The 25,934-nt window shown below is 41.0% G+C and carries 22 protein-coding genes and 1 pseudogene; 3 read left to right on the top strand and 20 right to left on the bottom strand.

The genetic code is table 11. The features are described from left to right. Positions 1-12: 12 nt before the first annotated feature. From DW251_RS08190 to dinB, 4 genes are all read right to left on the bottom strand, one after another. Positions 13-216 (bottom strand): hypothetical protein, encoded by a 204-nt coding sequence (locus DW251_RS08190; protein WP_243010316.1) that lies wholly within the window; start codon positions 214-216, stop codon positions 13-15. Positions 217-392: 176 nt separating this feature from the next. Next, on the bottom strand, positions 393-647 hold the full coding sequence (locus tag DW251_RS08195; protein WP_077326113.1) for a hypothetical protein: 255 nt from the start codon (positions 645-647) through the stop codon (positions 393-395). A 5-nt stretch (positions 648-652) separates the two neighbouring features. Further along, positions 653-895, bottom strand: a complete 243-nt coding sequence (locus DW251_RS08200) for a LexA repressor (protein WP_077326115.1) — start codon at positions 893-895, stop codon at positions 653-655. Between the two features lie 42 nt (positions 896-937). Next, positions 938-2,188, bottom strand: coding sequence for a DNA polymerase IV (gene dinB, locus DW251_RS08205; RefSeq protein ID WP_117570083.1), 1,251 nt, complete (start codon positions 2,186-2,188; stop codon positions 938-940). Positions 2,189-2,422: 234 nt separating this feature from the next. On the opposite strand from dinB, the gene DW251_RS08210 reads away from it, so the two are divergent. The 3 genes from DW251_RS08210 to DW251_RS08220 all read left to right on the top strand — a co-directional run bounded on the left by DW251_RS08210 (position 2,423) and on the right by DW251_RS08220 (position 4,294). After that, positions 2,423-3,157 (top strand): XRE family transcriptional regulator, encoded by a 735-nt coding sequence (locus DW251_RS08210; RefSeq protein ID WP_117482444.1) that lies wholly within the window; start codon positions 2,423-2,425, stop codon positions 3,155-3,157. Between the two features lie 84 nt (positions 3,158-3,241). Next, positions 3,242-3,442 (top strand): helix-turn-helix transcriptional regulator, encoded by a 201-nt coding sequence (locus DW251_RS08215; RefSeq protein ID WP_004611564.1) that lies wholly within the window; start codon positions 3,242-3,244, stop codon positions 3,440-3,442. 150 nt (positions 3,443-3,592) lie between these two features. Continuing rightward, positions 3,593-4,294 (top strand): MerR family transcriptional regulator, encoded by a 702-nt coding sequence (locus tag DW251_RS08220; protein WP_243034904.1) that lies wholly within the window; start codon positions 3,593-3,595, stop codon positions 4,292-4,294. A gap of 26 nt (positions 4,295-4,320) precedes the next feature. Here DW251_RS08220 and DW251_RS08225 read toward each other — a convergent pair whose 3' ends face one another. The 16 genes and pseudogenes from DW251_RS08225 to DW251_RS08300 form a co-directional block, all read right to left on the bottom strand. Continuing rightward, positions 4,321-5,601, bottom strand: a complete 1,281-nt coding sequence (locus DW251_RS08225; protein ID WP_117529001.1) for an amidohydrolase family protein — start codon at positions 5,599-5,601, stop codon at positions 4,321-4,323. 54 nt (positions 5,602-5,655) lie between these two features. After that, a complete protein-coding gene (locus tag DW251_RS08230) occupies positions 5,656-7,542 on the bottom strand; it encodes an ABC transporter ATP-binding protein (protein ID WP_117761253.1) in 1,887 nt (628 codons plus the stop codon). Between the two features lie 18 nt (positions 7,543-7,560). Continuing rightward, entirely contained in the window at positions 7,561-9,306 is a 1,746-nt protein-coding gene (locus DW251_RS08235; RefSeq protein WP_118300727.1) for an ABC transporter ATP-binding protein, read from the bottom strand. Positions 9,307-9,353: 47 nt separating this feature from the next. Beyond that, positions 9,354-9,788 (bottom strand): MarR family transcriptional regulator, encoded by a 435-nt coding sequence (locus DW251_RS08240; RefSeq protein WP_158550875.1) that lies wholly within the window; start codon positions 9,786-9,788, stop codon positions 9,354-9,356. A gap of 82 nt (positions 9,789-9,870) precedes the next feature. Beyond that, positions 9,871-10,044, bottom strand: a complete 174-nt coding sequence (locus tag DW251_RS08245; RefSeq protein WP_002779755.1) for a cysteine-rich KTR domain-containing protein — start codon at positions 10,042-10,044, stop codon at positions 9,871-9,873. Positions 10,045-10,095: 51 nt separating this feature from the next. Beyond that, positions 10,096-12,015, bottom strand: a complete 1,920-nt coding sequence (gene tet(O) / locus DW251_RS08250) for a tetracycline resistance ribosomal protection protein Tet(O) (protein ID WP_117477955.1) — start codon at positions 12,013-12,015, stop codon at positions 10,096-10,098. Between the two features lie 303 nt (positions 12,016-12,318). After that, positions 12,319-12,555 (bottom strand): annotated as a pseudogene (locus tag DW251_RS08255) (DUF6674 family protein); the annotation flags it as partial. 60 nt (positions 12,556-12,615) lie between these two features. Continuing rightward, entirely contained in the window at positions 12,616-13,305 is a 690-nt protein-coding gene (locus DW251_RS08260) for a SpoVG family protein (protein ID WP_117477954.1), read from the bottom strand. Positions 13,306-13,308: 3 nt separating this feature from the next. Then, entirely contained in the window at positions 13,309-13,707 is a 399-nt protein-coding gene (locus DW251_RS08265) for a hypothetical protein (RefSeq protein WP_117477953.1), read from the bottom strand. Further along, on the bottom strand, positions 13,700-14,317 hold the full coding sequence (locus tag DW251_RS08270) for a class D sortase (protein ID WP_117477952.1): 618 nt from the start codon (positions 14,315-14,317) through the stop codon (positions 13,700-13,702). The genes DW251_RS08265 and DW251_RS08270 overlap by 8 nt, the downstream gene beginning before the upstream one ends. A 13-nt stretch (positions 14,318-14,330) precedes the next feature. Beyond that, positions 14,331-21,863: a helicase-related protein gene (locus DW251_RS18595; RefSeq protein ID WP_118300729.1), complete on the bottom strand. Its 7,533-nt coding sequence runs from the start codon at positions 21,861-21,863 to the stop codon at positions 14,331-14,333. 14 nt (positions 21,864-21,877) lie between these two features. Continuing rightward, complete coding sequence (locus DW251_RS08280) at positions 21,878-22,246, bottom strand: hypothetical protein (RefSeq protein ID WP_117477950.1); 369 nt, start codon at positions 22,244-22,246, stop codon at positions 21,878-21,880. Further along, on the bottom strand, positions 22,243-22,461 hold the full coding sequence (locus DW251_RS08285) for a DpnD/PcfM family protein (RefSeq protein WP_117477949.1): 219 nt from the start codon (positions 22,459-22,461) through the stop codon (positions 22,243-22,245). Before DW251_RS08285 ends, DW251_RS08280 begins: the two co-directional genes overlap by 4 nt. Before the next feature lie 27 nt (positions 22,462-22,488). Continuing rightward, positions 22,489-23,385 carry a hypothetical protein gene (locus tag DW251_RS08290; protein ID WP_117874786.1) on the bottom strand — a complete coding sequence of 299 codons (897 nt, stop codon included), beginning with the start codon at positions 23,383-23,385 and terminating at the stop codon, positions 22,489-22,491. A gap of 50 nt (positions 23,386-23,435) precedes the next feature. Next, on the bottom strand, positions 23,436-25,370 hold the full coding sequence (locus DW251_RS08295; protein WP_347474642.1) for an NlpC/P60 family protein: 1,935 nt from the start codon (positions 25,368-25,370) through the stop codon (positions 23,436-23,438). A gap of 119 nt (positions 25,371-25,489) precedes the next feature. Then, complete coding sequence (locus tag DW251_RS08300) at positions 25,490-25,906, bottom strand: hypothetical protein (protein ID WP_117874784.1); 417 nt, start codon at positions 25,904-25,906, stop codon at positions 25,490-25,492. Positions 25,907-25,934: the final 28 nt, after the last annotated feature.

Consider the following 25,934-nt stretch of genomic DNA (forward strand, 5'->3'; position numbering starts at 1 on the left):
AATTTTCAATCGTTATATTCTGAAAGTTCCATTCTCAGAATGTTCCTTCATCATTCCCTCGGAATACTTCTTGAGTATCATCACTCGCTTGCATCTGTCACACTTAATTCCAATATTCTGAAGTGCCACAGTGGAATCATCACCGCATACAAAATATTCCATCATTAACTTGTTGCATTTTTTACATCTAATTTCTATAACATTTTCTTTGTTCAATTCAGTTCGCTCCTTATTCATACAAAATCATCAATCTACAATTCTGTACTCGTAAAGGAAAGGGAAATCACCTTTGCAAGCCTTTTGCCGAGAGTTCCGATGAATGTCTGCACATTCCCCGGCTTTGCTGATCTAAAGCCAACTGATATGAATTGTGCTGTAAGCACACAATCACATCAGGCTCCGGCTCTTTCCATAAACCACATATTGTTATCTTCATAGAAAAGGAATATTTCCTTTCCATCTACCACGCAGGTATAACGCTCTCCAACGCCACCAGCCCTTGTACTGGCAGCTCTGCGCTTGTCTTTTACTCGTGTAATCTCATACTTTCTGCCATCTTCCCATGTTATCTCTTTTGGAATGAGCAGTCCGTCCCTTGAAAACTCTGCAAGTACATCAACATATACCTTATTGCTCAATGTAATCACCTTCCTTACAAGATTGCTATTGCTCTGGAAGCATCCATCTTCCTTGCTATATAGCCTTTTTCTTCTAATATTTTCAGATGTGCATAAACACTTGAAGTCGATGCCACCCCTACCATCTTGCATATCTCCCTGATAGTAGGAGCATAGCCATTCACACGCTGATATTGCATAATGCTTTCATACACATTCTGCTGCTTCTCCGTCAATGGTGCTCTGTCTACCAGATTAATTCTTGCTGCTTCGCTCATGTTCCGCCTCCCTCTTCTTTACTCTATTGGCACTTCTCGTTGCTAACCTGAAAAGTACCCATGTGGATGTACTGTGTGTTCTTCTTTTGCATTGACTGCCGATAGAATCCTGTCCCGGTACATGAGTCCCCTCTGGATACTGTAAAATCCAAATCTTCTGCGTATCTCATCCACCGCTGAATCCATCTTCATCTGCTTTTCACGCTTCTCCACACTTGAGAATAAATCAATCTGTTCCCAATAATTATCTGTTACTAAGTCTGCACCTCGGACACCAACACTGCGGATTGGCTTGCTCCAGTTATAGTTTTCCTTAAATATCTGATAAGCATATGCAGCTATCTCTCCGGTGATATTCGTTGCATGGTCAATCTTTTTCTGACGGGTAAAAGAGAATAACTCATTATCCCTGACACTTATCTCAACCACTCTGCACCGGAATCCATTCTCACGAAGTCTTGCTGCAACACTCTCAGCCAGAATATAAAGAACAATCTTTACATCCTCATCGCATACTAAATCCTTTGGCGTCGTTATGCTGTTTCCCACCGATTTGATTGGAGCGTGGGTATTCTCCAGCTTGACAGGTGAATCATCATAGCCATTAGCAAACGACCATAAGATACTGCCCCTCTTTCCAAGGTGACTGTTAAGCACATCTTCATCTGCCCTTGCAAGATCACCTATGGTTTTGATACCAAATAATGCAAGCTTTCTGTTCGTACTTTTGCCAACGTATAGAAGATCTGCCACCGGAAGTGACCATGCCTTCTGCTTAAACTCACCCTTATACATAGTTGTGATTGCATCCGGCTTCTTATAGTCTGAACCAAGCTTTGCAAATATCTTATTGAAAGAAACACCAACACTTACTGTGATGCCAAGCTCTGACTTCATTCTCCTGCTGATTTCCTGTGCAATGAGCAATCCATCCCCTTTAAGGGAGCTGCTCCCTGTAACATCAAGCCAGCACTCATCAATCCCATATGGCTCCTGTCTGTCCGTATATTCTGCATATATCTCATGCGCCATCCTTGAGAACCGAAGATATAAGTCCATTCTTGGTGAAACAAATGTTATGTCCGGACAGACTTGCTTTGCCTGCCAGAGTGCCATTCCTGTTTTCACACCGTACTTCTTGGCAATATAGTCAGCTGTTAAGACAATCCCATGTCTTGCCTCCGGGTCGCCGCCTACTGCCAATGGCTTTCCTGCAAGCTCAGGATGATGCAGATGTTCAATCGAAGCATAACAACAGTTGATATCTGAATGAAGTATTACCCTGTCTCCCATCTGCATCACCTCCTGCATTTAATCTGTCATTACCATAACTTTAGTCCAAGTATATGGGTAATGTTTCTTACAGGGCATAGTATAACCCCAAGAATAATCGACTGTCAACGGACACATGTGTCCTTTTTCTCATTATATTGGATTTTTAGCTTGAATAATTGGTACTGTTGCTATATACTATGGAGTGAAAAGAGACATTAGAAATCAACAAAATGAAAGAAAAGAGGCGTATGTATGTACTCAATCGGAGAAATCATTTCAACATATAGAAAAAAGAAAGGCTTGCTCCAACAGGATCTCGCTGATGAACTGGCAAAGGAAGGCATTACCATTTCCTATAAAGCCATATCCAACTGGGAGAGAAATCTTGCTGAACCAAGCGTTACCATATTTTACAAAGTGTGTAGAATCCTTGGTATTACTAACATGTATGAGGCATATTTTGGAGTAAATCCTGCCGATCCTTTCTCATCACTAACTGATGAAGGCAGGGAAAAAGCTATGGATTATATCAATCTGCTCCACGCATCCGGAATGTATGAAAAGCAGACTGCTAAGATAATTCCATTCCGTAGCATTGATATTTTTGAAAATGCTGTATCAGCCGGAACCGGTAACTTCCTTGTAGATGGACCGAAAGAGACTGTACGCATAGATGAATCTATCCTGCCAGAAGATACTACTTTCGGTGTCCGTATTAGTGGTGACAGTATGGAACCAGAATTCCACGATGGTCAGATTGCATGGATATTACAGCAGGAATCTGTTGCTAATGGAGAAATCGGCATCTTCGCTCTAAACGGAGAAGCCTATATTAAGAAATTACAAAACGATAAAGAAGGAATTTTCCTTATCTCACTCAATGAAAAGTATGCACCTATCAAGGTTAGTGAAAATGACCGCTTAGACATATTTGGAAAAGTTCTTGGAAAATCTGATGCTTGTGCTATTACAGGACATTGCCGATAAAATTGCAAGTCATTTTTATCGGACACATTATTTTGCATAATTGACAATAAGAAAATATCTATAGAACTGAAAGAAGGGATTTTTATGGCGGTTACCAATAATATAAGAGAAATACGTGAACAGCGAGGCATTTACCAGGATGACCTTGCCGCTGCTATTGGATACAGCACCAAAACTGTCGGCAGGATAGAGCGTGGGGACAGCACCCCATCTGCCGAATTTATGCTGCGGATATCAAAGTACTTTAATATGCTGGTGGAAGATGTATTCCATGTGGAAGATTGAGTCGGAGCAGCAATCCGGTTCACCTTCTATTTTGGACAGCTTTTCATGTCCTTATCAACAACTATAGTTTTTTTGATAAATGCTTGACTGTAAACCTTGTTTATAGCTTATTATTAAGTAAAATAGAGTTGCTCGAAAGGAGGGCATAATATGACTATAAAAGACGTAGAAGAGCGAACAGGTTTATCCCGTTCTAATATCCGTTTTTATGAAAAGGAAAAACTTATTGAGCCTTCGAGAAATGAAAGTAATGGTTATAGAGATTATTCTAAAAATGATGTGGAAAATATAAAGAAGATTGCATATCTACGTACATTGGGAATTTCTATTGAAGATATACGAAATATTATATCCGAAAAAGTAACATTGCAGGAAATGCTTGAGAAGCAAAAGGAAGTATTAAAAAATCAGATTACTGATTTGAATAAGGCGAAACTCATGTGCGAAAAAATGCTGGATGAAGGAAGTATTAGTTATGAAAAATTACAGGTAGAACAGTATGTAACAGATTTTCATGACTATTGGAAAGATAATCGAACTGTTTTCAAACTGGATTCAGTCAGCTTTTTGTATATATGGGGAAGTATGCTTACCTGGACTATGATTACCGCACTATGCTTGATTATTGGGGCTTTGTCTTATTCTAAGTTGCCGACAGAAATTCCAGTACAATGGAGTAAAGGAGTGGCAACATCCCTAGTTAATAAAAACTGGATTTTTATTTGTCCTGTTATATGTATCATAATCCGTTATTTATTAAAACCTTTTATCTATGCGAAATTGCAGATGAACAATTATTATGGAGAAATTATAACAGAGTATTTGACAAATTATATGTGTTTATATGAATAAAAAAGCCCCGCCGCAGCGGGGTTTTTTTATAGGAATTTATCAAGTTCAGTCTCGACACGCTTATTTATTTTAACTTTAGGATTTTCCATAATCGTTCCTCTTGCGACAACCATTTTTACATGTCGTAATGCTCTGAGGTCATCGAGTGGGTTTTCCTCGGTTACAATCATATCTGCACATTTATCTTTTTCGAGCGTACCGGTAATATCACCGATTCCCGCCATTTCGGCAGCTCTTGCGGTTGCCGTATACAGTGCAAACGCATTGGAAACGCCCGTATATTTGTGGAAATAATACAATTCTCTCCAGAAATCATACTGTGTAATCCACGGACATCCGACATCATTGCCAAGAACGACAGGTATATCATTTTCAAGTGCCGCTTTCGCACATGCAATTATTCCCTCAAACACAACATTTCCGTTAAACTGTTCAACTTCAGTTGCGTTGGTAATCGAACGATCAAACAATGCATACGGAAGTGCAGGCGAAATTGTTGTGCAAAGAAATGCTTTTCTTTCCTTGAATAACTTAATTGTATCATCATCAATTTTTGCACCGTGTTCAATTGAGTCAACACCATTTTCAAGAGCAACACGCACCCCCTGCGGAGATTCGACATGTGCAGCAACTAAATAGCCATTTTCATGTGCCTTGTCACAGACTACCTTTACCATTTCCGGAGACATTTTCAGTTCACCCGGAACACCTTTTTCTTTTGCGTCCATTACGCCGCCAGTAATCATAAGCTTTATCAAATCAACCTTTTCTTTTTCCGATTGCTCCAGATGTTTTAAGGCTGTATCTATACTGTCCGCCGCAACAGCAACAGAGCCAGCCATATGTCCGCCAGGCACGGAAATCCCTTCATTAGCGGCAAGTATTCTAGGTCCCATCTTTGTTCCTGCATTAATCTCATCTCTTAATTTTGTATCAAAACTTCCAAGTCCGCCAACCGTTCTTATTGTTGTCACACCGCTCATAAGCTCTGTTTTTGCAAATCCGGCAACCATACCGTATGCAATTGAACGCATAAGTGCATTTCCCATAAGTATTTTTACAAGTTTCTCATTATCACGCTGTTTTTTCTGCGGCTTGCCATTACCTGCAAGGTGAACATGCATATTTATAAGACCGGGCATAATATATCTGCGTTTTAAATCAACTTTTTCATATCCATTCAAATCCGTGCCTGCCTTGACAATATCCTCAATTTTATCATTGTCCGTAAGTATGACGAAGCCCTCTTTTACCTGCATATCTTTGGTTCCGTCAAGTATTTTTCCGTTAATATAAGCATATTTCATATTTTTATACCCCGTGTTTTTGAAATGTTTATTTAATACCAATTAATCAAAATCTTACGCACTGATTGACTTTCCTGTGTAAAGCTGATAGTATCTGCCTTTTTCTTCCATAAGCTGGTCATGTGTACCACGCTCAATAATTCTTCCCTGTTCCATAACCATAATACAGTCTGCATTCCGTACCGTAGAAAGACGATGAGCGATAACAAATGAAGTTCTTCCTGTCATAAGTGCATCCATACCACGCTGTACAAGTTTTTCTGTACGTGTATCAATAGAAGAAGTCGCCTCATCAAGAATAAGAACAGGAGGATCTGCAACTGCCGCCCTCGCTATTGCAAGAAGCTGACGCTGTCCCTGACTAAGGTTCGCACCACCGCCGGTAAGCACTGTGTTATAACCATCAGGAAGTCTTTTTATAAATCCATCAGCATTAGCAAGCTTTGCGGCAGCTATACATTCTTCATCAGCTGCATTGAGTCTTCCATATCTGATATTGTCCATAATCGTGCCTGTAAAAAGGTTGGTATCCTGTAAAACAATGCCCAGGCTTCGGCGTAAATCGTCTTTTTTAATATGATTAATATTAATTCCATCATAACGGATTTTACCATCCTGTATATCATAAAACCTGTTAATAAGGTTGGTAATTGTTGTCTTTCCGGCACCGGTAGAACCTACAAACGCAAGCTTCTGACCAGGTTTTGCGAACATTTTTATATCGTGAAGCACGATTTTGTCAGGATTATATCCAAAATCAACTCCATCAAATGTAACATCACCCTGAAGTCTTGTATACATTTCATCTTTGTTTGCAGCATTTGGTTTTTTCCATGCCCACATCTCTGTCAGTTCTTCAGTTTCATGGATTTCACCATTTGAATCATAACATATATTTACAAGTTCAACATCACCTTCATCTGTCTCTGGTACTTCATCACAAAGGTCAAATACCCTGCCGGCACCTGCCATAGCCATTACAATACTGCTTACCTGCTGGCTTATCTCTGTTACAGGCTGTGTGAAACTCTTGTTTAATGAAAGAAATGCTACAAGTGTACCAATTGTAAGTCCTGAAAAGCCGCTTAATGCAAGCACACCACCTACAAGTGCACACAAAACATAACTTATATTTCCTATATTTTCATTAATAGGCATTGTAATATTTGCAATTTTATTAGCATTGTTGGCACTTTCTCTTAACTTGTTATTAATCTGCTTAAACTGTTCAAGACTTTCCTGCTCATGACAGAATACCTTAACAACCTTCTGCCCTTCCATCATTTCCTCAATATAAGCATTTACTTTACCGATATCTTTCTGCTGTTCAATGAAATATCTGCCAGATGCAGCGGAAAGCTTTGATGTCACAAAAAGCATAATTGCAACCATAATAACAGATACAATTGTAAGTGGTATATCAAGAACTATCATACTTACAAATGTTGATACAAGTGTTATAAGTGAATTAAGAACCTGTGGAATACTCTGGCTTATAAGCTGTCTTAATGTATCAATATCATTTGTATATACCGACATTATATCTCCATGTGCATGTGTATCAAAATATCTGATTGGAAGTGATTCCATGTTAGTAAACATCTCTGTACGGAGCTTTTTCATAGTACCCTGACCAACATTTACCATAATTCTGTTATATCCGTAGGAACATAAAACACCCACTGCAAATATTGCTACAAGTTTTAAAAGAGCCTGTGCAAGCGGTGAATAATCAGGAACTGCCATCTGGGTAAGAGGCACAATGTAATTATCAATAAGTTTCTGTATAAATAAAGTTCCACATAATGTCGTAAGTGCCGAAACCAATATGCAAACGACCACCATGAAACATGCCAATTTATAATTTTTTACTATATAAGAAAGAAGTCTTTTTAATAATAAAAGCGGATTCTTCTCTTTGTTCTCATTTTTATTTTTCATGTCTTCCTCCTATTCTCACTATTCTGCCGATTCGTCGAAATCGCCGCCGCCCTGCATCTGAACTTCACAGATTTCGCGGTAAACTTTGTTATTTTCCATAAGATTCTCATGTGTATCAAAGCCACTGACTTTTCCATCTTCAAGAACAATAATTCTGTCGGCATCCTGAATACTTGAAATTCTCTGCGAAACTATAAGCTTTGTTGTTCCCGGAATTTTCTGGGCAAATGCCTGTTTGATTTTTGCGTCTGTTGCAGTATCTACAGCACTTGTCGAATCATCAAGAATAAGAACCTTTGGTTTTTTAAGCAATGCTCTCGCAATACAGAGTCTCTGTCTCTGACCACCTGAAACATTAGTACCGCCCTGTTCTATCCATGTATCATACTTCTTAGGCATTCTCTCGATAAATTCATCAGCACATGCCTGTTTACATGCCTCAACACAATCTTCATATGAAGCATTGTCATCACCCCATCTGAGATTGTCAAGTATTGTTCCTGAAAACAGGACATTTTTCTGTAATACTACAGCCACCTGATTACGGAGTGCATCCATATCATAAGTTCTTACATCTTTTCCGCCAACACATACAGAACCTTCAGTAACATCATAAAGACGGCTTATAAGGCTCACAAAACTTGATTTTCCGCATCCTGTACCACCAATAATACCAATTGTCTCACCTGCATTAATATGAATATCAATATCATGTAAAGTATCCTCTGTACTGTTTTTTCTGTATGAAAAATTAACATGATTAAAATCGATTCTTCCGTCTTCCACTTCTTCATAAGGTTTTTCCGGATTGGCAAGGTCCGCTTTTTCATTAAGAACTTCTGAAATACGCCTTGCACTTGCCGCACTCATTGAAACCATTACAAATATCATTGAAAGTATCATAAGTGCCATAAGCATGTTCATTACGTAACTGAACATTGATGTAAGATTACCAGTTGTAATTGAACCCGACACAATAAAATGTGAAGCAAACCATGACAATGCAACAATACATCCATATACAACAAGCATCATAGTCGGATTGTTAAATGCAAGAAATGACTCGGCTTTAACAAATGTTTTATAAAGATTATCTGCCGCTTTATTAAACTTTTTATTTTCATGCTCCTCACATACAAATGCCTTAACAACACGGATTCCTGAAATATTCTCCTGAACGCTCGCATTGAGTTCATCATATTTTTCAAAACCTGATGTAAAAACCGGTGTTACTTTATATATAATAAAGAAAAGTACAAATCCTAAAAATATAAGTGCAACAAGAAATATAATACTTAATCTCGGACTTATTATTACACACATTGTAATACTGCAAATCATCATGAGAGGTGCTCTCACAACACTCCTTATTATCATCTGATAAGCATTCTGTACATTAGTTACATCAGTTGTCATACGTGTTACAAGACCTGCTGTACTGAATTTATCAATATTAGAAAATGAAAATGTCTGTATATTTTCATACATTTTCTCTCTCAGATTACACGCAAATCCTGTTGATGCTGCCGCCCCATACTTTCCTGCCTGTATACCACAAAAAAGGCTCAAAAATGCTATAATAAGCATTATTCCACCATAAATACCAACCTTTCTCATATCTCCGGCCTGTATTCCTTTATCAATTATTGAGGCTGTTATAAATGGAATAAGAATTTCCAAAAAAACTTCAACTGCAGTAAATATTGGCGTTATAATTGATTCTTTTTTATATTTGCCCATACATTTTGCTAATGTTTTTATCATATTTTTATCATTCTCCCTTCGATTAAATTCACCTTATAAGTCTACAGTCAGCATGACTTGATACTGTCATATACTTTCTGCAAAAGATTTCTAAGCTGTCCTTTTTCATCATCATTAAGTGCCTTTAAAAGTTCCCTCTCATTTTCATCCATTGAAGCTCTTGCCGTCTTGCATATCTCCTCACCTTTTGCCGTGAGCTTTACATGTTTGATTCTTTTATCATTTGAATCATAAAACCCCTCTATCATCCCATTTTTTTCCAGACGTGCAGCAATTCCTGCCATCGTTGCCTGTTTAACTTCAAAATGCTTTTCAAGTTCTTTTAGCGTTATCGTCTCATCGGCTGCCTCGCTGATAGTTGCGAGGACCTTAATCTGCGAAAGGGTGACATCATTGCACATCAACGTATTATTAGCCTTTCTTCCAAGTGCATCGTTAAGTCTCTTTATAAGTTCACCGCAATGCAATGTTTCTCCAAACATATGCTCATTCCTTTTCATAAAATTTGATAAATAGTTTCTTCTAGATGCTCTAATATATTACAAAAATAATCGGCTCTGCGTCTTAAGCGTCTGGCTCTTTGATGACAGTTATCTTCAAGTTGTCAACTTTAATCAATCTTTCTTGTCTGCATTTTGGACAATAAAGGGGATAATTCTCCAAAACAGTGTCCTTCCTAATTTTATTACGGGTTTTGCTCCCACAAACAGGACACAATATCCATTCGCATTTCATCATAATTAGTCTCTAATCCTTTCAAATCTCATTTTATATGACTTTTGCAAGCTGTTAAGCTAACTTGTGGAACATATGCCGAACCTTATCTATACGGCTATTCGGGCGGCGGGGTTGGCAAATAAATTTACCAATAGCTGGCTGGTATCCTTTTAACTCTGTCAAGCAGACTCCCTGCCCATTTGTGAAATAAGTTAAATCGTTCCTGTATTCTTGAATACATCTAGCAGGGATTTCTCCTTTCAGAATGACCTCGTCATTCTTTATCTGAGTACTTACAATATCTGCACAATACCTTGGAGCATCATGATACGCCCGTGAGAGATATTCCTGCGGTGCATAAATTTCAAAGTGGAGATATGGCTCTAATAGTTCTGTCCCTGCTTTTTTTAAAGCCTGCTCCAATACGATAGGGGAAAGCAGCCGAAAGTCTGCGGGGGTACTTACAGGACTATAATACAATCCATATTCAAAACAGATTTTACAGTCTGTCACTTTCCATCCATACAGCCCCTGCTCGCAGCCATAAAGAACCCCCTCCATAACCGCATTTTGGAACGATTGATTTAAATATCCAAGTGAAACTCTGCTTTCATACTGCACTCCGCTTCCAATAGGGAGCGGCTCTATGGACAACCCGACAGAAGCCCAGAAAGGATTTGGCGGGACTTCTATGTGGATGGTATATTCTGCTTTTCTAAGCGGTCTTTCCATATATATAACAGTAGGCTCTTTTATTTCTGCCTCCACATGATATTTTTCCTCAAGGATGGCACAAATGACTTCCATCTGCACATTCCCCAAAAAAGAAAGTATAATCTCATGCGTTGTAGTATCCACATAATATTTTAAAAGAGGGTCGCCATCTGAAATTTCTGTAAGTGCCCCAAGCAATATTTCCCGCTGTTCAGGTTTCTTTACTGCAATCGTTGTTTGGAGCATAGGGAGAGGATTTTCAATAAATTTTCTCTGCGGCAACAGCATTTCGTTCCCCAAAATACTGTTTAGCTGCAAAACATCATTTGGTAAAATTACAATATCACCAGAGCAGGCTGTATCGGATGGATATAATTCACCGTTTGTCGGAACACACATCTCTGTGATTTTTATTTTCTCTTTTTCAGATATTCTAATAACATCCCTCAAATGCAATGTTCCGCTATATATACGCACATAAACAAAACGCCGCCTTTTCTCTGAATATTCAATCTTAAAAACCTGCCCGCATAATTCAGATTGACCTTCAGGCGTTGATGAATAAAATTTACTGGCAATCACTTCTATAAGCTGCCGAATCCCCAGATTGTTTTTAGCGCTTCCGTGATAAACGGGAAATAACGTTCCGTTTTGGAATCTCCTGTTTTCTTCCTGTTCCAGTTCTGACATTTTAAACGGTTTCCCTGACATATATTTCTCTAATAGTTCATCGTTTCCCATAATTACCGCATCCCACTGTTCCATATCGTCATTGTCCGTTACATTTATATGGGGATGCTGCCCAACCTTTTGCTTCACTATAATTTCCGAAGAAAGCTTTGCTTTCATTTCCCGATATACCATTGGCAAATCAATCCCCTCTTGGTCAATTTTATTGATGAAAAAGATTGTCGGAATCTTCATTGTCTGTAGTGCATGAAACAGTATACGGGTCTGTGCCTGTATGCCATCCTTTGCAGAAACTAATAATACTGCTCCGTCTAAAACGGATAAAGAACGGTATACTTCCGCCAAAAAATCCATATGGCCTGGCGTATCTATAATGTTGACTTTTACATCCTCCCACTGAAAAGATGTCACTGCTGTCTGGATAGTGATTCCCCTTTGACGCTCCAAATTCATTGTATCTGTCCTTGTTGTGCCTTCATCTACGCTCCCTAGTTCTGCAATTGCACCACTGGTATATAATAAACTTTCCGTTAATGTTGTCTTTCCTGCGTCAACGTGAGCCAGAATGCCTAAGTTAATTATTTTCATGTGATTTTCCTCCTATCAACACCCAAAAAAGGGCATAAAAATACCCAGTGATAAATACTCCTATCACTGGGTAAATAACTCCAATAGCCCCAAAACACTTATATGTTTTCGGGCATATAAAATTACATGATAAAAGTATTCTTAAACTGGGTACAAAAAACTAAGCCCCATATTAAAAGTGAAACGGGACTGCTACTTTTTGTTCCCACTATCAAATTGACAGTTTATTTAAGAATACCTTGCCGCATATTTATTAACTCCTTGTATAAAACTGAATCTAATTATATTCCTTAACCCTTTATTTGTCAAGCCCTTTTTAGCATTATTGACAAGAGTATCTTCCTGCATTTCTTTGATCTGGTTCTGCATATTGGTGAGTTCTTCCGTCATGGAATCAATCTTTTTCTCCAGTCCATCCACATAGCTGCATATCTCAAATACATCGTTTGCCTGCTCTTTCATGGCATTTTTCTTTAATAAGTCGAGAAGTTCTCTTATGACCTCCTCATTGGTAAGTGTTTTTCCTGCTTCCATATCCATTCTGTTTCCTCCATTCTGTAAATGGGGCAGCCTTGGCCGCCCCTGTACTCTGATTACTGATTATCGAAAGGGCGTCGCCTCTTTGTCCTTCTCTTTATCGGGATTGCCATGATGTTTCTCTGCACTCTCTCTTGCATTTTCGTTGCTCTTATCCTTTGCTTTCTCATATTCAGAGATAATCTCATTATAGAGTTTTTCCCTGAAATCCTTTGTGACCGGATAGCAGACATCCTGGTAGATTGGCTTGCCCTGCTCGTCCACCTGCTTTGTCTTATAAGAAGGCATTGATACAAAGATTTTCTCTTTGCCCTGCACGATATTGATGTTATTTACGATGAAACTGTTTTCAAAATAAATGCGTGCAAGTCCCTTGATGTTACTACCTTCCCTCTCATAAGGTGTTACAGTTACGGAAAACTCCGGCATTTCCTGTGTACGCTCCTGCTTCTGTGTCTCCTCTTTCTCCGGTTCCTTAATTCTTGCATAGGCATCAAGGATATTGGTATAGAGTTCCTCTCGAAACTCTGCTGTGATAGGATTGCACACATCCTTATAGATCACACCGTTGCTTTCATCACGCTCATTGGAGCGGTATCTTGGCATTGATACAAAAAGCTCTCCCTTATCCTTATTCTCAAGGATTGCAATATTGGTAATCTTAAATGAATCACCAAATACTACTGTTGCAAATCCTTTGATGTTGCTGCCCTCTTTTGCTCTTACTTCGTTTACTTTAATTGAATACTTCATATGCTATTCCTCGCTTTCTTTTTGTTCTTTGTTTTGCTCCGGTATGATAAGCTCACACCAAAGCTGTTCTATCTGTTCACAAGACAATCTGCCATTAAGCCAGTTGCCAAGTGTAACGACCATTCCATCCTGCTCGTAATAGAGCCACTCCTGTGTTTCAATGTTCCCCTCATACACGATAGTCACATCAAAATCAGGCATAAATAATCCTTCCTCTGCATCCCATACACAGGCTATTCCCTGTCTGAGTGTCAGATTCAGGCTTTCGACATACACAGACCAGCCGCTTACGACTATCTGAAAGTCATCATCAATCTCAGCAATATCATCCTCGATGTCAATTAGCTCTTCCATTTCTGCTACTGCCTCTTCTATCTCACCTAATCGGTATCTCTTATTCATCCATCACCGCCTCCTTATAAATGCACCTGACCACAAAACGCATGGTTCCTTTCTGGGAACAGGTAAAAAGAGTTAATTCTTTTTCTGTACCCTGTGTCTTGATGCTGTTATCATACGGATTTACTACCTCTGTCTCTATTACCTCATAGATATGCTTCAGCCCATTTTTGTCGGTTATCATTACTTCATCACCTATGGATATCTGACTTAGTGGTGTAAAAAATGTGCCATATCTGCTGCCATTATGACCGCACAATACACAGTTGCCACTTTCTCCGATTCCTGCAGTCTCTTCTATATGACCAATCCCTGCATTAAGCACTTTACTTGTGGTTCCTTCCATTACCGGATACCTGATATCTAAGCCCGGTATCTCAATGATGCCGATAACACCGCCTTCTTTAAGAATGGCTTCATCCTCTTTACTAATGGAGGTTTGCTCTTCCTCCACATCTGTTTCTTCATCGTAATCATCCTCCAATGTCTGCTCAAATTCACTTATGAGCTGTTCTGTCTGTTTTTCTCCGGTTGTCCGCCAGAAAAAAGGGACTGCCATAATGGCAATCCCTGCTGCAATCAGTAGTCCTGCGACCACTTTTCTTATGCTCATATTATTCACTCTCCTATCGTGTTCTGCCCTCTCTGTCGGCTGGATAAGCACCTTTATCCTCTGCTACAATTGCTGCAGATTCCATCCTGTCATCTGCTTCTCTTTCTTCCTCCGGTCCGCTCAGGTCTGCATCCACAGCCTTTGCGTTCTCAAGGTCAAGCTGGGCATTCAGTTCACACTGCCTTGACAGCTTTTCTTCCAGTTCCTTGCTGTATGCAAATGGCTTGTCATACTCTGCCTTTGATGCTTCAAGGTCATTCTGGTACTGCTCAATCTTCTTTTCAAAGAAATCAATGTTCTCATGGAGTCCATTGAACAGGTTTTCCAGCTTCACCATGCTGCCGACAGGACTTGTGGAAAGCTCTGCTTTATACTCTGTCTTTCCACGAAGCACCATATAATTGATGCCAAGGAAGTTCTTTTCCACAAGCAGCTCAAATCCGTGGAATTTACCGATTACAGTTGTCTCTCCGGTCTTACATTTACTGATTGCTTCAAGCATCATCGTTCCGCCATCCACACGCTCTGTGTAAGTTACTTTGCCTATGGTAATGGCAAATTCCGGATTATCAATCAGCTCTTTATCCCTTGCCTTTACATCCTCTCTTACATTGGCAAGCTTTTCTGTTGCTGTCTTAATCAGCTTCGGATACTTAATCATAAAGTTATCCTGCAAGCCATATCTCTGATTGTCATAGGATGCCTTTAAGAGCTTTAATCTCTGGACATCATTGTCAATCTCCATCTTTTCCTTGATTAAAGGATTGCCTGTGGCAACCGCTTTAATCTCTGCATAGGAAAGTGTTGCCTCGTCGATATCCTCACAGCTTCGGCTTACAGCCTTGCTTGTCATGACCTGACTGATGAATCGCTGCTTATTTTCAACAAGCGACCAGTTGTATGCATCAAATGTCCCTTTGGTGACATATCTGTAGATTGCCACCTCTTCATTTTCATTACCCTGTCGTATGCCTCGTCCTTCCCTCTGTTCAATAGAAGAAGGCTTCCAAGGGCAATCCACATGATGCATTGCAACAAGGTGTGTCTGCACATTGACACCTGTTCCACACTTGTCCGTTGAACCGATAAGAACCTTCTTTTTACCTGTCCTCATCTCCTTAAAAAGTGCGTCCCTTTGTGCATCCGTCTTGGCATCATGAATAAAAGCTATCTCATCTGCCGGAATACCATACTGGATCAGTGTTTCTTTCAGATAATCGTAGATGGTAAAGTCCTTATCTGGTCCCGGTGTGCCGATGTCCGAAAAAATAAGCTGGCAGCCTATATGACCATCAGCATTTCCTTTCTCATATTCTTTCCATACATTCTCCGCTACCTTATTGAGTTTTCCATCCGGATTGTTCGGCGCATCCTTATCAATCAGTCTGGCATCCGTTCCAAGAAGTCTTGCCTCATGGGTAATCTTTAGAAAGTTATCCACGCTTGGATCAACTCCACCGCCTCTGATACGCTCTGCCCTCACAACAAAGTCTTCCATGACCTGCTTCACATACCAGTCAGGCTCCGACTCCACTATAATAGGCTTGCCGCCACGGAGAGCTGGCACATCAAGGTCAAGCATGTCTGCGGTCTGCACATCTGCTACCTCACGGAAGATATTCATAAGCTCCGGCAGATTCGTAAACTTATTAAATCTGCTCTTAAAACGAAATCCGCTTCCCTCTACAGTAAGCTCAAGTGCTGTTGTCACTTCACCAAAGTTTGCTGCCCAAGAATCAAAGTGATAAATCCCCATCTCTTCAAGTGCCGCTTTCTGTAAGTAAAGCTGCATGACATACATCTCACACATGGTATTGGATATTGGTGTACCTGTTGCAAACACAATACCCCTGCCATCATTTATCTCAGACAAATACTGGCATTTAAGCTGCATATCCGTTGACTTCTTAGCTCCGCTACTGCTGATACCTGACACATTATTCATCTTGGAAAAAATCGCAAGGTTCTTAAAATTATGTGCTTCGTCTACCATAATAGAATCTACACCCAGTTCCTCAAAGGTAATAAGGTCATCCTTCCTGCTCTCATCTGACAAGGATTTCAGCTGTTCCTCCAGTTTTTTCTTCTGGCTTTCCATCTGCTTTACAGTCCATCGCTCTCCGTTACGCTCCTTCATCTCATCAATCGCATAGCTGATTTCATCAATCTGCTCGTTAAGCATTCGCTCCTTTCTCTCTGCGGAGATTGGGATTTTCTCAAACTGTGAGTGTGACATGATGATACAGTCATAGTCACCAGTTGCAATCCTTGATACGAACTGCTTTCTGCGGCTTTTTTCAAAATCACGCTCCGTGGCAACTAAGATATTTGCTGACGGATAAAGCCTTAAAAACTCTGATGCCGTCTGACCGATAAGCGGCTTTGGTACAACCATGATTGTCTTATTGGCAAGTCCAAGTCTCTTCTGCTCCATGCAGGCAGCCATCATCTCAAATGACTTTCCGGCACCGACACAGTGTGCCAGCAGAGTATTTCCCCCAAGAAGAATTCTTGCCACCGCATTTTTCTGGTGTGGCTTTAACTCAATCGCCGGATTCATTCCCGGAAACTGTAAGTGACTTCCGTCATACTCACGCAGGCGGATGTTATTAAATGTCTCGTTGTAATACTCCACATATTTCTGTCTTCGCTCCGGCTCTGCAAACAGCCACTCCTTGAACTTCTCCTTGATCATGTTCTGCTTTTCCCTTGCAAGCATTGTCTCATTCTTATTGACTTCGTAATGATACCTGCCATCACCGTCATCAATCCTGTCCCTGACTGTTACTGTCTTTAGATTCAGCGTATCCTCAAAAATAGAATAAGCATCCATGCGGCTTGTACCATAGGTCTTAGTAGCCGCCACTGAATGCTTATCCATGCTTTTATTCTCGATGAACCATTCCATGCTCATCTTATTTAAGTGTACCTGAATGCCTGTATTGTAAAACTGGCTTCTGACTGCCCTTGCCCGTCTTGGTGTATTGAGAAGCTCATAGATAAACTGCTCATAATCAAGCGGCTCAATCCATGTCGTGCCAATCTTTACATCAATATCCGAGGCTTCAATCCACTCCGGCTGTACCTTTTCAAGTGCTGCCACATTGCCTGCAAATTTTTCTGCCTGCGGATTGCCTGTATCCGCTGCCATAGCCTTTGCTACACGAAGCTTGTCTCTCACATTGCCGGAAAGATACTCGTCTGCCGTCTCCCAGCCGATGTCGGGATTGTTCTCGTTGTAGCGGTCGGGATTTAGGAAAATCAATCCATCCAGCTCTTCCACAAGAACTGCCCTTCTAAGCTCTGCCAAAGCATCATCACTAAATGTTATCTCATCAGCTGTCTGCCCGGACTTTTCTGCAAGTTCTTCCTTTACATTAGTAATATCCGGCTCATAGATAGAGAGCATATAGGCAAGATTTACATATCCAAATTCATTGACGGATACATTCAATGCTTCCACAGCAGTCTCAACCCTGTCTATGACAGTCTTTGCCTTAATCGTCTGCTTATAAAACATATCCGCTTTTTTCACCTCCCCGTCTTCATTTACTTCTTCAAGACTGCAAAGAAGTGGGTAATCGCTGTCATCTCTGAAAGCTATTCTGTTTGCTTTTGAAGTAATGGCTCCATACTGCTTTACGAAGGCATCATATTTTACATTAAGAAGTCTCTGCTTATCAGAAAGCTCCTCCTCGCTGCAGCCATCCATCTGGATATCAATCAGATCTCTTGTTATCTGTCTGATTTCATCAAGGCTTCTGATTCGCTCCTCGGCAGTCTGTGATACTTCTTTTCTTACCATCTCGGAATTTTCCCTGTAATAGAGTTTTCCTTCAAAAAATGTGTAAGTGTAGTTTCTCACATCCGGATCAGCCGGGATAACTTCCTCCGTCTGCTCCGCCTCATCTGCCACTCTCTCAAAATCTGTCATCTGGGCTTTGATATTACCGATAGCTTTGTTTAATGCTTCATAAATATTGAAGTTCTCATCATCATTCACGCAGACTGTGTATCTGCTGTCCTGTCCGTAAATCCTTGTGTCATATTCCATAGATCCAAGCATCATTTCCGGATGCTCTGCAAAATAAGAGTTGACTGCAATGCCATTCTCAGTTACACCAAGGTGTACCCAGTCCGGCTCAATATCAATCTTTCTCTCCCTTTTCTGCAAAAACAGGATATCTGCTGTCACTTCGGTTCCTGCATTATCTTTAAATGCAGTATTCGGAAGTCTTATCGCTCCCACAAGCTCTGCTCTTTCAGCCAGATACTTTCGGATAGTAGGATTTGCCTTATCAAGTGTTCCCTTTGTGGTAATCACCGCAACCATGCCTCCCGGTCTTACCTGATCAAGTGCTTTTGCCAGAAAATAATCGTGGATACGGAAGTTATACTTGTTGTACTTCGGATCAAAAACCTTATAATCACCAAATGGCACATTTCCGACAACTACATCAAAGAAGTTATCCGGATATGTGGTATTCTCAAATCCTGTGATACTGATATTGGCATTCTGATAAAGCTGCTTTGCAATTCTTCCTGAAATGCTGTCAAGCTCCACTCCATACAGCTTTGCTTCATGCATTGTTTCCGGCATACTTCCAAAGAAGTTACCGATACCCATGGATGGCTCTAATACATTGCCGCCTCTGAAACCAAACTGGACAAGTGCCGAATTCATGCACATGGCTATCTCCGGTGAAGTGTAAAAGGCGTTATTTACTGTTGCCCTTGCCGCACTGTATTCCTCATCAGATAAAAGTTCTTTAAGCTCTGCATACTCTTTGCTCCAGCCTGCGTTTTCCTCATCAAATGCCTGTGACAGTCCGCCCCATCCGACAAACTTCGACAGAACTTTCTGCTCCCCCGGTGTGGCAAGCCTGTTTTCTGATTCAATCTGCTTTAGAGTGCGGATTGCATCCATATTCCACTGGTATCTGGTCTTAGCTCCGCCTTTTTCCATTTCCCAGAGGTTGTAGTGGAAGTTGTGTTTTTTCTGTACTGCATCATCTGAAACCACATGTCCATTCTCATCAATCTTGGTTTCCCAGCCATTCGCTATTGCTCTTTCCCTGGTTTCAAGACGATTGGCTTTTACACTATCCTCGATATCAAAGAATCTCTTATAGACCGGATTCATCTTATCCCTGTCAGCCTTCTGTTTTGTCTCCTGATAATACTTCTTCTGGTCTTCTCCGCAGTAAAATGGCTGTTTTACCATATAGGATAAAATCTCGTATAACTCACGCCAGTCGAGTGCACCTTCCTTACGCACACCATTCCTGTTCTTATAGCTGATCTTCACATAACCGCTTCTGATTGAGTACTCCACAAGACCATACTTATTGTTGGAATATGCCTTTCTTTCTGCATTATCTGTCCCTAATGCAATATCCCTGATAAGGTCAAGTTTATTTGGCATAAATGCAAAATCAGACTGCACCACATCCATAAGGAATGCCCTAAACGGAGTGTAGCAGCTGCAATCTGTTACAAGAATCTCCGCCGCATCACGCAGGTCTTCATCAAGCTCCTCAATACGCTTGGCATAATCAATCGGTGTAATATACTTAAGCTCTGATGGATCTTTTTCAGATGTTTCAGCTTCTATCTCGGCACCATATTCTGCCTGTGTTACCATGCGGTCTTCATCGGCAGCTTCCTGTGGTGTCATGCCTTTTGCACTTACATAATCTCTGTTAGAAGCATAGCTCTCCGGCTCATCCGGTATTGCATAATCATCAATCTCTGATTCTGCCCCTTCCGGTTCCACTTCCCGGTATTCGGCATCAATGACCTCATCATCCTCACGGAGTCCGTCCATCGCAAGCTCATCAATACGAGGTGTCTCAGGCTGGTATTCCCCTGTAAGAATAAGTACACCAAGCTCTTTTTCGATATCTTTCCACGAAACATATCCTTCAACCTCTCCATCCTCATCTCGCCACTGAAAACGCAGTCCATTCCCATGAAATGTGTCATATCCGTGCAGTCCTAGTCCGTCAACCGGCCAGCCTGCACCTCCCTGACCATATTCTGCTTTGATACGCTTTGCTCTGGTTCCTGCATCAATCTCTGTTTCAAAAATCTTGCATACCCTGCCCTTACCACCGATAAAACCTGTACCTCTCATAAGCACCTGTTTGATATACTCACTTGGTACTGTTGCAGACTTTTTGGGATTCAGGTAATTGTATTTACCTGCTAATGCAGCTTTTCTGTCCTGCTCGAACTGACGCATAAACTGATTATTGTTTTCGTCCTCAGTATGAATGGTGCCAATGCTTGCCTGCCCGTTCTGGTCGAAAAAAAAGGAAGCCTGTGTATATTCGGCTTCCTTACTAACACCCAATGAATTGATTTCATCAAGTTCCCTATTCAGTTCTGTATCATCAGATTCTAGTGGAATCGCATCACTATCTGATTCAGTACCACTTCCTCTGCCTGCATCTTCGCCTGCTCTCTTATCTTCCACATCTCCATTGTCGATGACGGATTCTGTGGCTTGTGCTTTGCCAGATACTGCATCTCTAACTGGTCGTACAGCTGATTCGCTTCCGCCTCTACCGCTGACATCTTCTCGTACATCTTCCCGAATCTCATCAGCGTCTTGTATCTTGCCGGCTCGTTCTCCTTTAGATAGTTCATCGCCATCCTTCCGTATTTGCCCAGCTTCGTGAGATCCTCCATCTCGTCCGGCATCTCTATCTGCGGATAAAGCAGTCCATCCACTTCCTTGTAAGTCATTTCTTCTAACATATCCAATTCTCCTTTCGCTCTCGATTGCCTTTAAGTTACGACTAAATTCTCTAAGAACACTACAGGAGACATCGCATACAATGGAACCAAGACGGTAAATGATCTCTTCGTCTTTGATATTTACGATCTGACTAAAATCCTGTTCTTGCACAGATAAGTCAAATCCGCATCTCGTCCCTACAGCATACATGACACTTGCATATACAAGCTGCTCCATGTCCATTTCCTGCTGTAAGCCATTGCGTTTCTTACTTTCTTCCTTTATCACACTACCTGATAGCTGCATAAGCTCGGTCATTCGGTCTCCGAACTCTTCTTTTATTATAAACCAAACATCTGTTCCTGTAAACTGTTTTAATATATTTTTTAGAGACTCCCTGTCGCTGTTATCGTACTGCTCAATCTGACCTTCTGACACAAGAAAATCCACATAATCTTTAAGATTTTCTCCCTCAAGGTCCCATGTCAACTTAACATTCTTCCCTCCGGTATCACTGATATCAAAGATATACCTCATGCGTGGATTCAGTGCCCTTGACGGGAAGATGGCGCAGCCTTTCGCACCACGCTTTACATATCTTCCCACCTTTTTCCAGGTATCATAATCTGCCATGAGTGTGCTTTTTTCCGGAGGTCTCTGAGCTGTTACCATAACGATATTGTCAAATTCATAGCGGTATAACTGACCTGCGACCTTTAACACATCCTTCCAGTTCTTTTCTGATCTTGTGATGTTACCAATTTCAGAATCGTATATCGCTTTGACCTTCATATCAACGCCCATACCTTTGTCCTCCTCTACTTAAACATCTCTGCAAACAATCCCTTAAATAGCTTTAACTCATCCTTATCCAGCTCGATTGCAAATTTATTGTCGATTGCCTGTTTTTCGCATTTATCCTTTTTCTTTGCAATCTTACGCACCACACGAAGAAGCACATAGCACTCCTTGGACTTTGCAATGCTCTGTTTAAAGGTCAGCTCATCCTCATCGACTGACTTCTGTGTCTGATAGATAATCTCTTTTAACTTATCATTGATACCATCTACTTCCTCAAGGGAAATAATAACGGATGCCTTAGAAGCACCCGATCTGTCCCACTCCTTATGAAGTTCCTTTACTAAAAACTCCATGTTCTTAATTACTGTTGTTGAATCACTTTTCATCTTGCTTTTCCTCCGTTTTTTTTTAATGAAGAAGGGAGCTGACCTTCGCTGATAGGTGCAAAATCAACTCCCTTCATGTCCTCTGCTCCAAGGACTATCTGCTCTGCATAATACATATCCATTGCCTTATTGATGGCATCGTCAAGCGACTCTGCCTTTACTTTCTGTACTCGTGAAAGCACTTCTTTTATCTCAACATCAAATTCCTGTTCCATATGATATCGCCTCCTGTAAAAATCTCATCACCGGCTCTTTTCTTCCTTTACCTGTCTTTCCTTAAAGCCTTCATCGTACTTTCCATCTTCCAGCCTGTCGTAAAAACAATCCTCTTCAATCGTTCCAAAATCCTCATACATTTGGTGAAGGAAATCATTCTGCAGTTTCTTTGGCACATCATCATCCTTTGACATATCCTGATAAAAATAGAACTTCTGCTTTAGCTTTGCCCTGTAATCATAGATATCCTCTATCTTTTCCGGTGTGCCATACTCCCTCTTGTATGCCTTGAAATTCGTGGTTGAGAGTGTGGAACCGAGATAAATGCCATGCTCCCACGATACTCCGATTGTGGTATTGTCCTTTGTAGGCTTCTCATCCTTCGGATAACGCTTATACTCTGTCGCACCAAGGGCGATTGTAAGAGAACCTGACTTCATATCCATCACCACGAGATTCCTTGGTGATAATGCTTCAAGCACCATGTAATCATGGTCATTGAAGTTATGAAATGTCTGTCCCCTTTCAAATGATCTGTCCACACTTTCATAATGCAGGTTAAAATCATCCACCCAGCCCTTATCGGTCATTCCAATCTCCTTAAGCTTTGCAACACATTCAGAAGAACTGGCTTCTTTATCAAACCGAAATTCTTTGGAATCGTTATAAAGTCCCTGAAGAAAGTGCCCCAGCTGAATATCATCCAGACAGAATCTCGCAGATACAGTTACATTTGCTGCCCTGTAATACTCTGCGAAGTTATCTGCTTCACCAAGTGTTCTTCCAAGCTGCAACAAATTGTCTGCAAGCTCTGACATGTCATCAACTGCTATAAAACTCTTATAATCATCCAGAGTCATCAGCATATTTGTCTCTGTTCCCCTGTCGTTTTCTGTTACCAGTATCATATCTTTTAAATCCATTCTTACCTCCAGTCTCAGAGAGAGACTATGCCCTCTCTGCAAATTTCCTGTTATGGTCTTCCTATCACAACAATCTTTCCTGTGCTTGCCACATCCCTGTAGACCACACCAAGACTTTCATTAAGCGCCTCTACCACCTTGCCATTTCCGACGTATACTGCCACATGGCTGATGTTCTTATATCTTCCGTTGCTTGTAAAACTGTAGAAAATAAGGTCTCCCGGCTGTAACTCATCAAAGGCGACTGTCTTTCCGGCTTCATCCAGTCCCTGTGCCTCCGCTGCCGCTGTGGTTGCACCGCCGTAACTAATATCCACGCCTGCATCTTTCCATGAATAATAGGCTAAGGAACTACAGTCATAATAGTTACCGCTGTCTCTTAAATCCTGACTATAAGGAAAGCCAACTCTGTGAAGTGCATAGGAGCAGACTGTTTTCTGCCTGCTGTCTGTAATTTCGTTTAGGATGGCATTGATTTCATCCTCAGTCATGGAGCTTACTCCCGGACTTCCGCCTCCGCCGCCACTTCCGCTTCCGGCATATCCAAGCTGTCCCATAAACTCCGGACTCATGATCTGCTCAAGCATTTCCACATGATCAGAGTTAAACCCATAGACCGAAATCATATCCCTGTACGATTTCAGCGTTACATTCACATACAGAACAGACTTCGTGACAGTAGTCACATTGCCGTCTGCATCCGTTTCTTCCACATCCTTTGTTCCGGTGCTTGTGGTGTATGAACACATATCATTTACAACTGCCTGCAGCCAGCCTTTAGAAGTATCATTCATGACTGTTGCAGTATCTCCGACACCATGCTTGACCATATAGACTGCCATGATATCATAGTAATTGCTTGGGTTTTCTTCCATACCTTCATAGTCCACATATACAAGCTCTCCAAGATCATATCCGGTATGCTCATTAACCTTCGTGTTCACATCCCGGTTAAACTCCTGCACATAAGCACTCGTTACTGTCTGCACGGTATCTCCTGATTCAAGTGGTGGCAGAAATAAAGCAAATGGTGAATTGTAAAGGATTGCTATCACCGCTATAACCGGAACCGCAATCATGGCAACTACAAGAACAAGTAATAAAAGCACCAATCCAACAATCGGTGCCGCTGCCTTTACCCAGGTAATCGCTTTTCGCACAATCAGATCCTTTACCAGCTTTGCCACGCTGTCTGTCTGATTCTCCTGTGCTTTCATCTTATCCAGAAAGAATTTTATCTTCCTGCTCCGGTTGGTCATTTTTTCATCCTTGACCTCTATGGACGCACCTGCCGCATATCCGGCTGCCATGCCGATTGCCGTGCCTGCTCCCGGTGCAACCGCTGTTCCTGCCGCTGTAGCAGCTGCCTTTGTAGCAGTTTTCGTTGCAACCTTAGCAGTAGTCTTTGCTGTTTCTTTTGCCGTCTCTTTAGCTACAGTCTTGGCTGTATCTTTGGCAGCTTTCTTTGCTGTCTTTTTTGCCAGCTTCTTTCCTGCCTCTACCTTCTTGATACGCTTCTTTGCCTCGGCTGCCGCCTTTTTCCTGAAAAGTGCAGCACCCTTAGAAGCAGTTCCGGTAACAGGGCGGCTTGCTTCATATGCAAGATATGCTGCCTGCGATACCTCATGCCCACCTTCTACCTGCTCTGTTACTGCCCCGGCTGCAAGTGCTCCAGTTCTTCCTGCAATGTGAAGATTCGTGTTCTTGGTCTTGATGGAAGTGTTGGATTCTTTAAGGTTTCGCTTAAATCTTGATAGTCCCTTATTCTTCGATTCTGACTGATGAATGGTACTCTTTCGATAGGACTTCTTTCTATCCGTATCAGTTACCTTTGCACCAGCTGTCTTAGGACCTCTCTCTACTGTATAGATGTTACTCCCCTTAATCTTGGCTCCCTTCGGTTCGTGGGCATGAATCTTGGCTTTCTCCTTGGTGTGAATGACCATCGGTTTGTCATCAACCTTTCTAATTTTCAATTTTCTCACCTCCTACTTTGAAAAATAAAATAAGCCGCTAGGGAGCAAAAATTACTCCTTAACGGCTATGTAAAATCATTCAATATTCAATTATTAAAAGCAACATGAAACTGGGATTTGGCGATTGCTTACTTCCTTATCGTATTAAGAACATTTAAGGCTTGTTCACCTTCATCTCTGTTGGTACTCCATATGCTGATAGACAATAATTCACCCGCAGAATAATACCCTACATAAACAACATAAATAGTGTTGCTATCTTCCGTTAATACATCGTCGTATATCTTTGCTTCAAATCCGCTTGGAATGTAGAAATCTAAATTTCGCTGTCTTGCAGATACTGGCACTGTTCTGATATAAGCATCTTCCATTACTTCTCTTGGTGCAAGTATACCATCCCTTTCTGCGTGGAACGGTGTTATACGAATTGTCAAATCACTATTGTCAGGATAAAAAATGTACTGACCACTCTCTTTATCGTATTCGCCTTGCCAGTTATCTGGCATAGAAATTTGCCAATCAAAGAGTAATTTATAAGAATTCATGTTGCCCCTCCAAATTCAAATTTGTAAA

It is taken from the genome of Clostridium sp. AM22-11AC (assembly GCF_003473545.1).
In the GTDB taxonomy this organism is placed as follows: Bacteria; Bacillota; Clostridia; order Lachnospirales; family Lachnospiraceae; genus Enterocloster.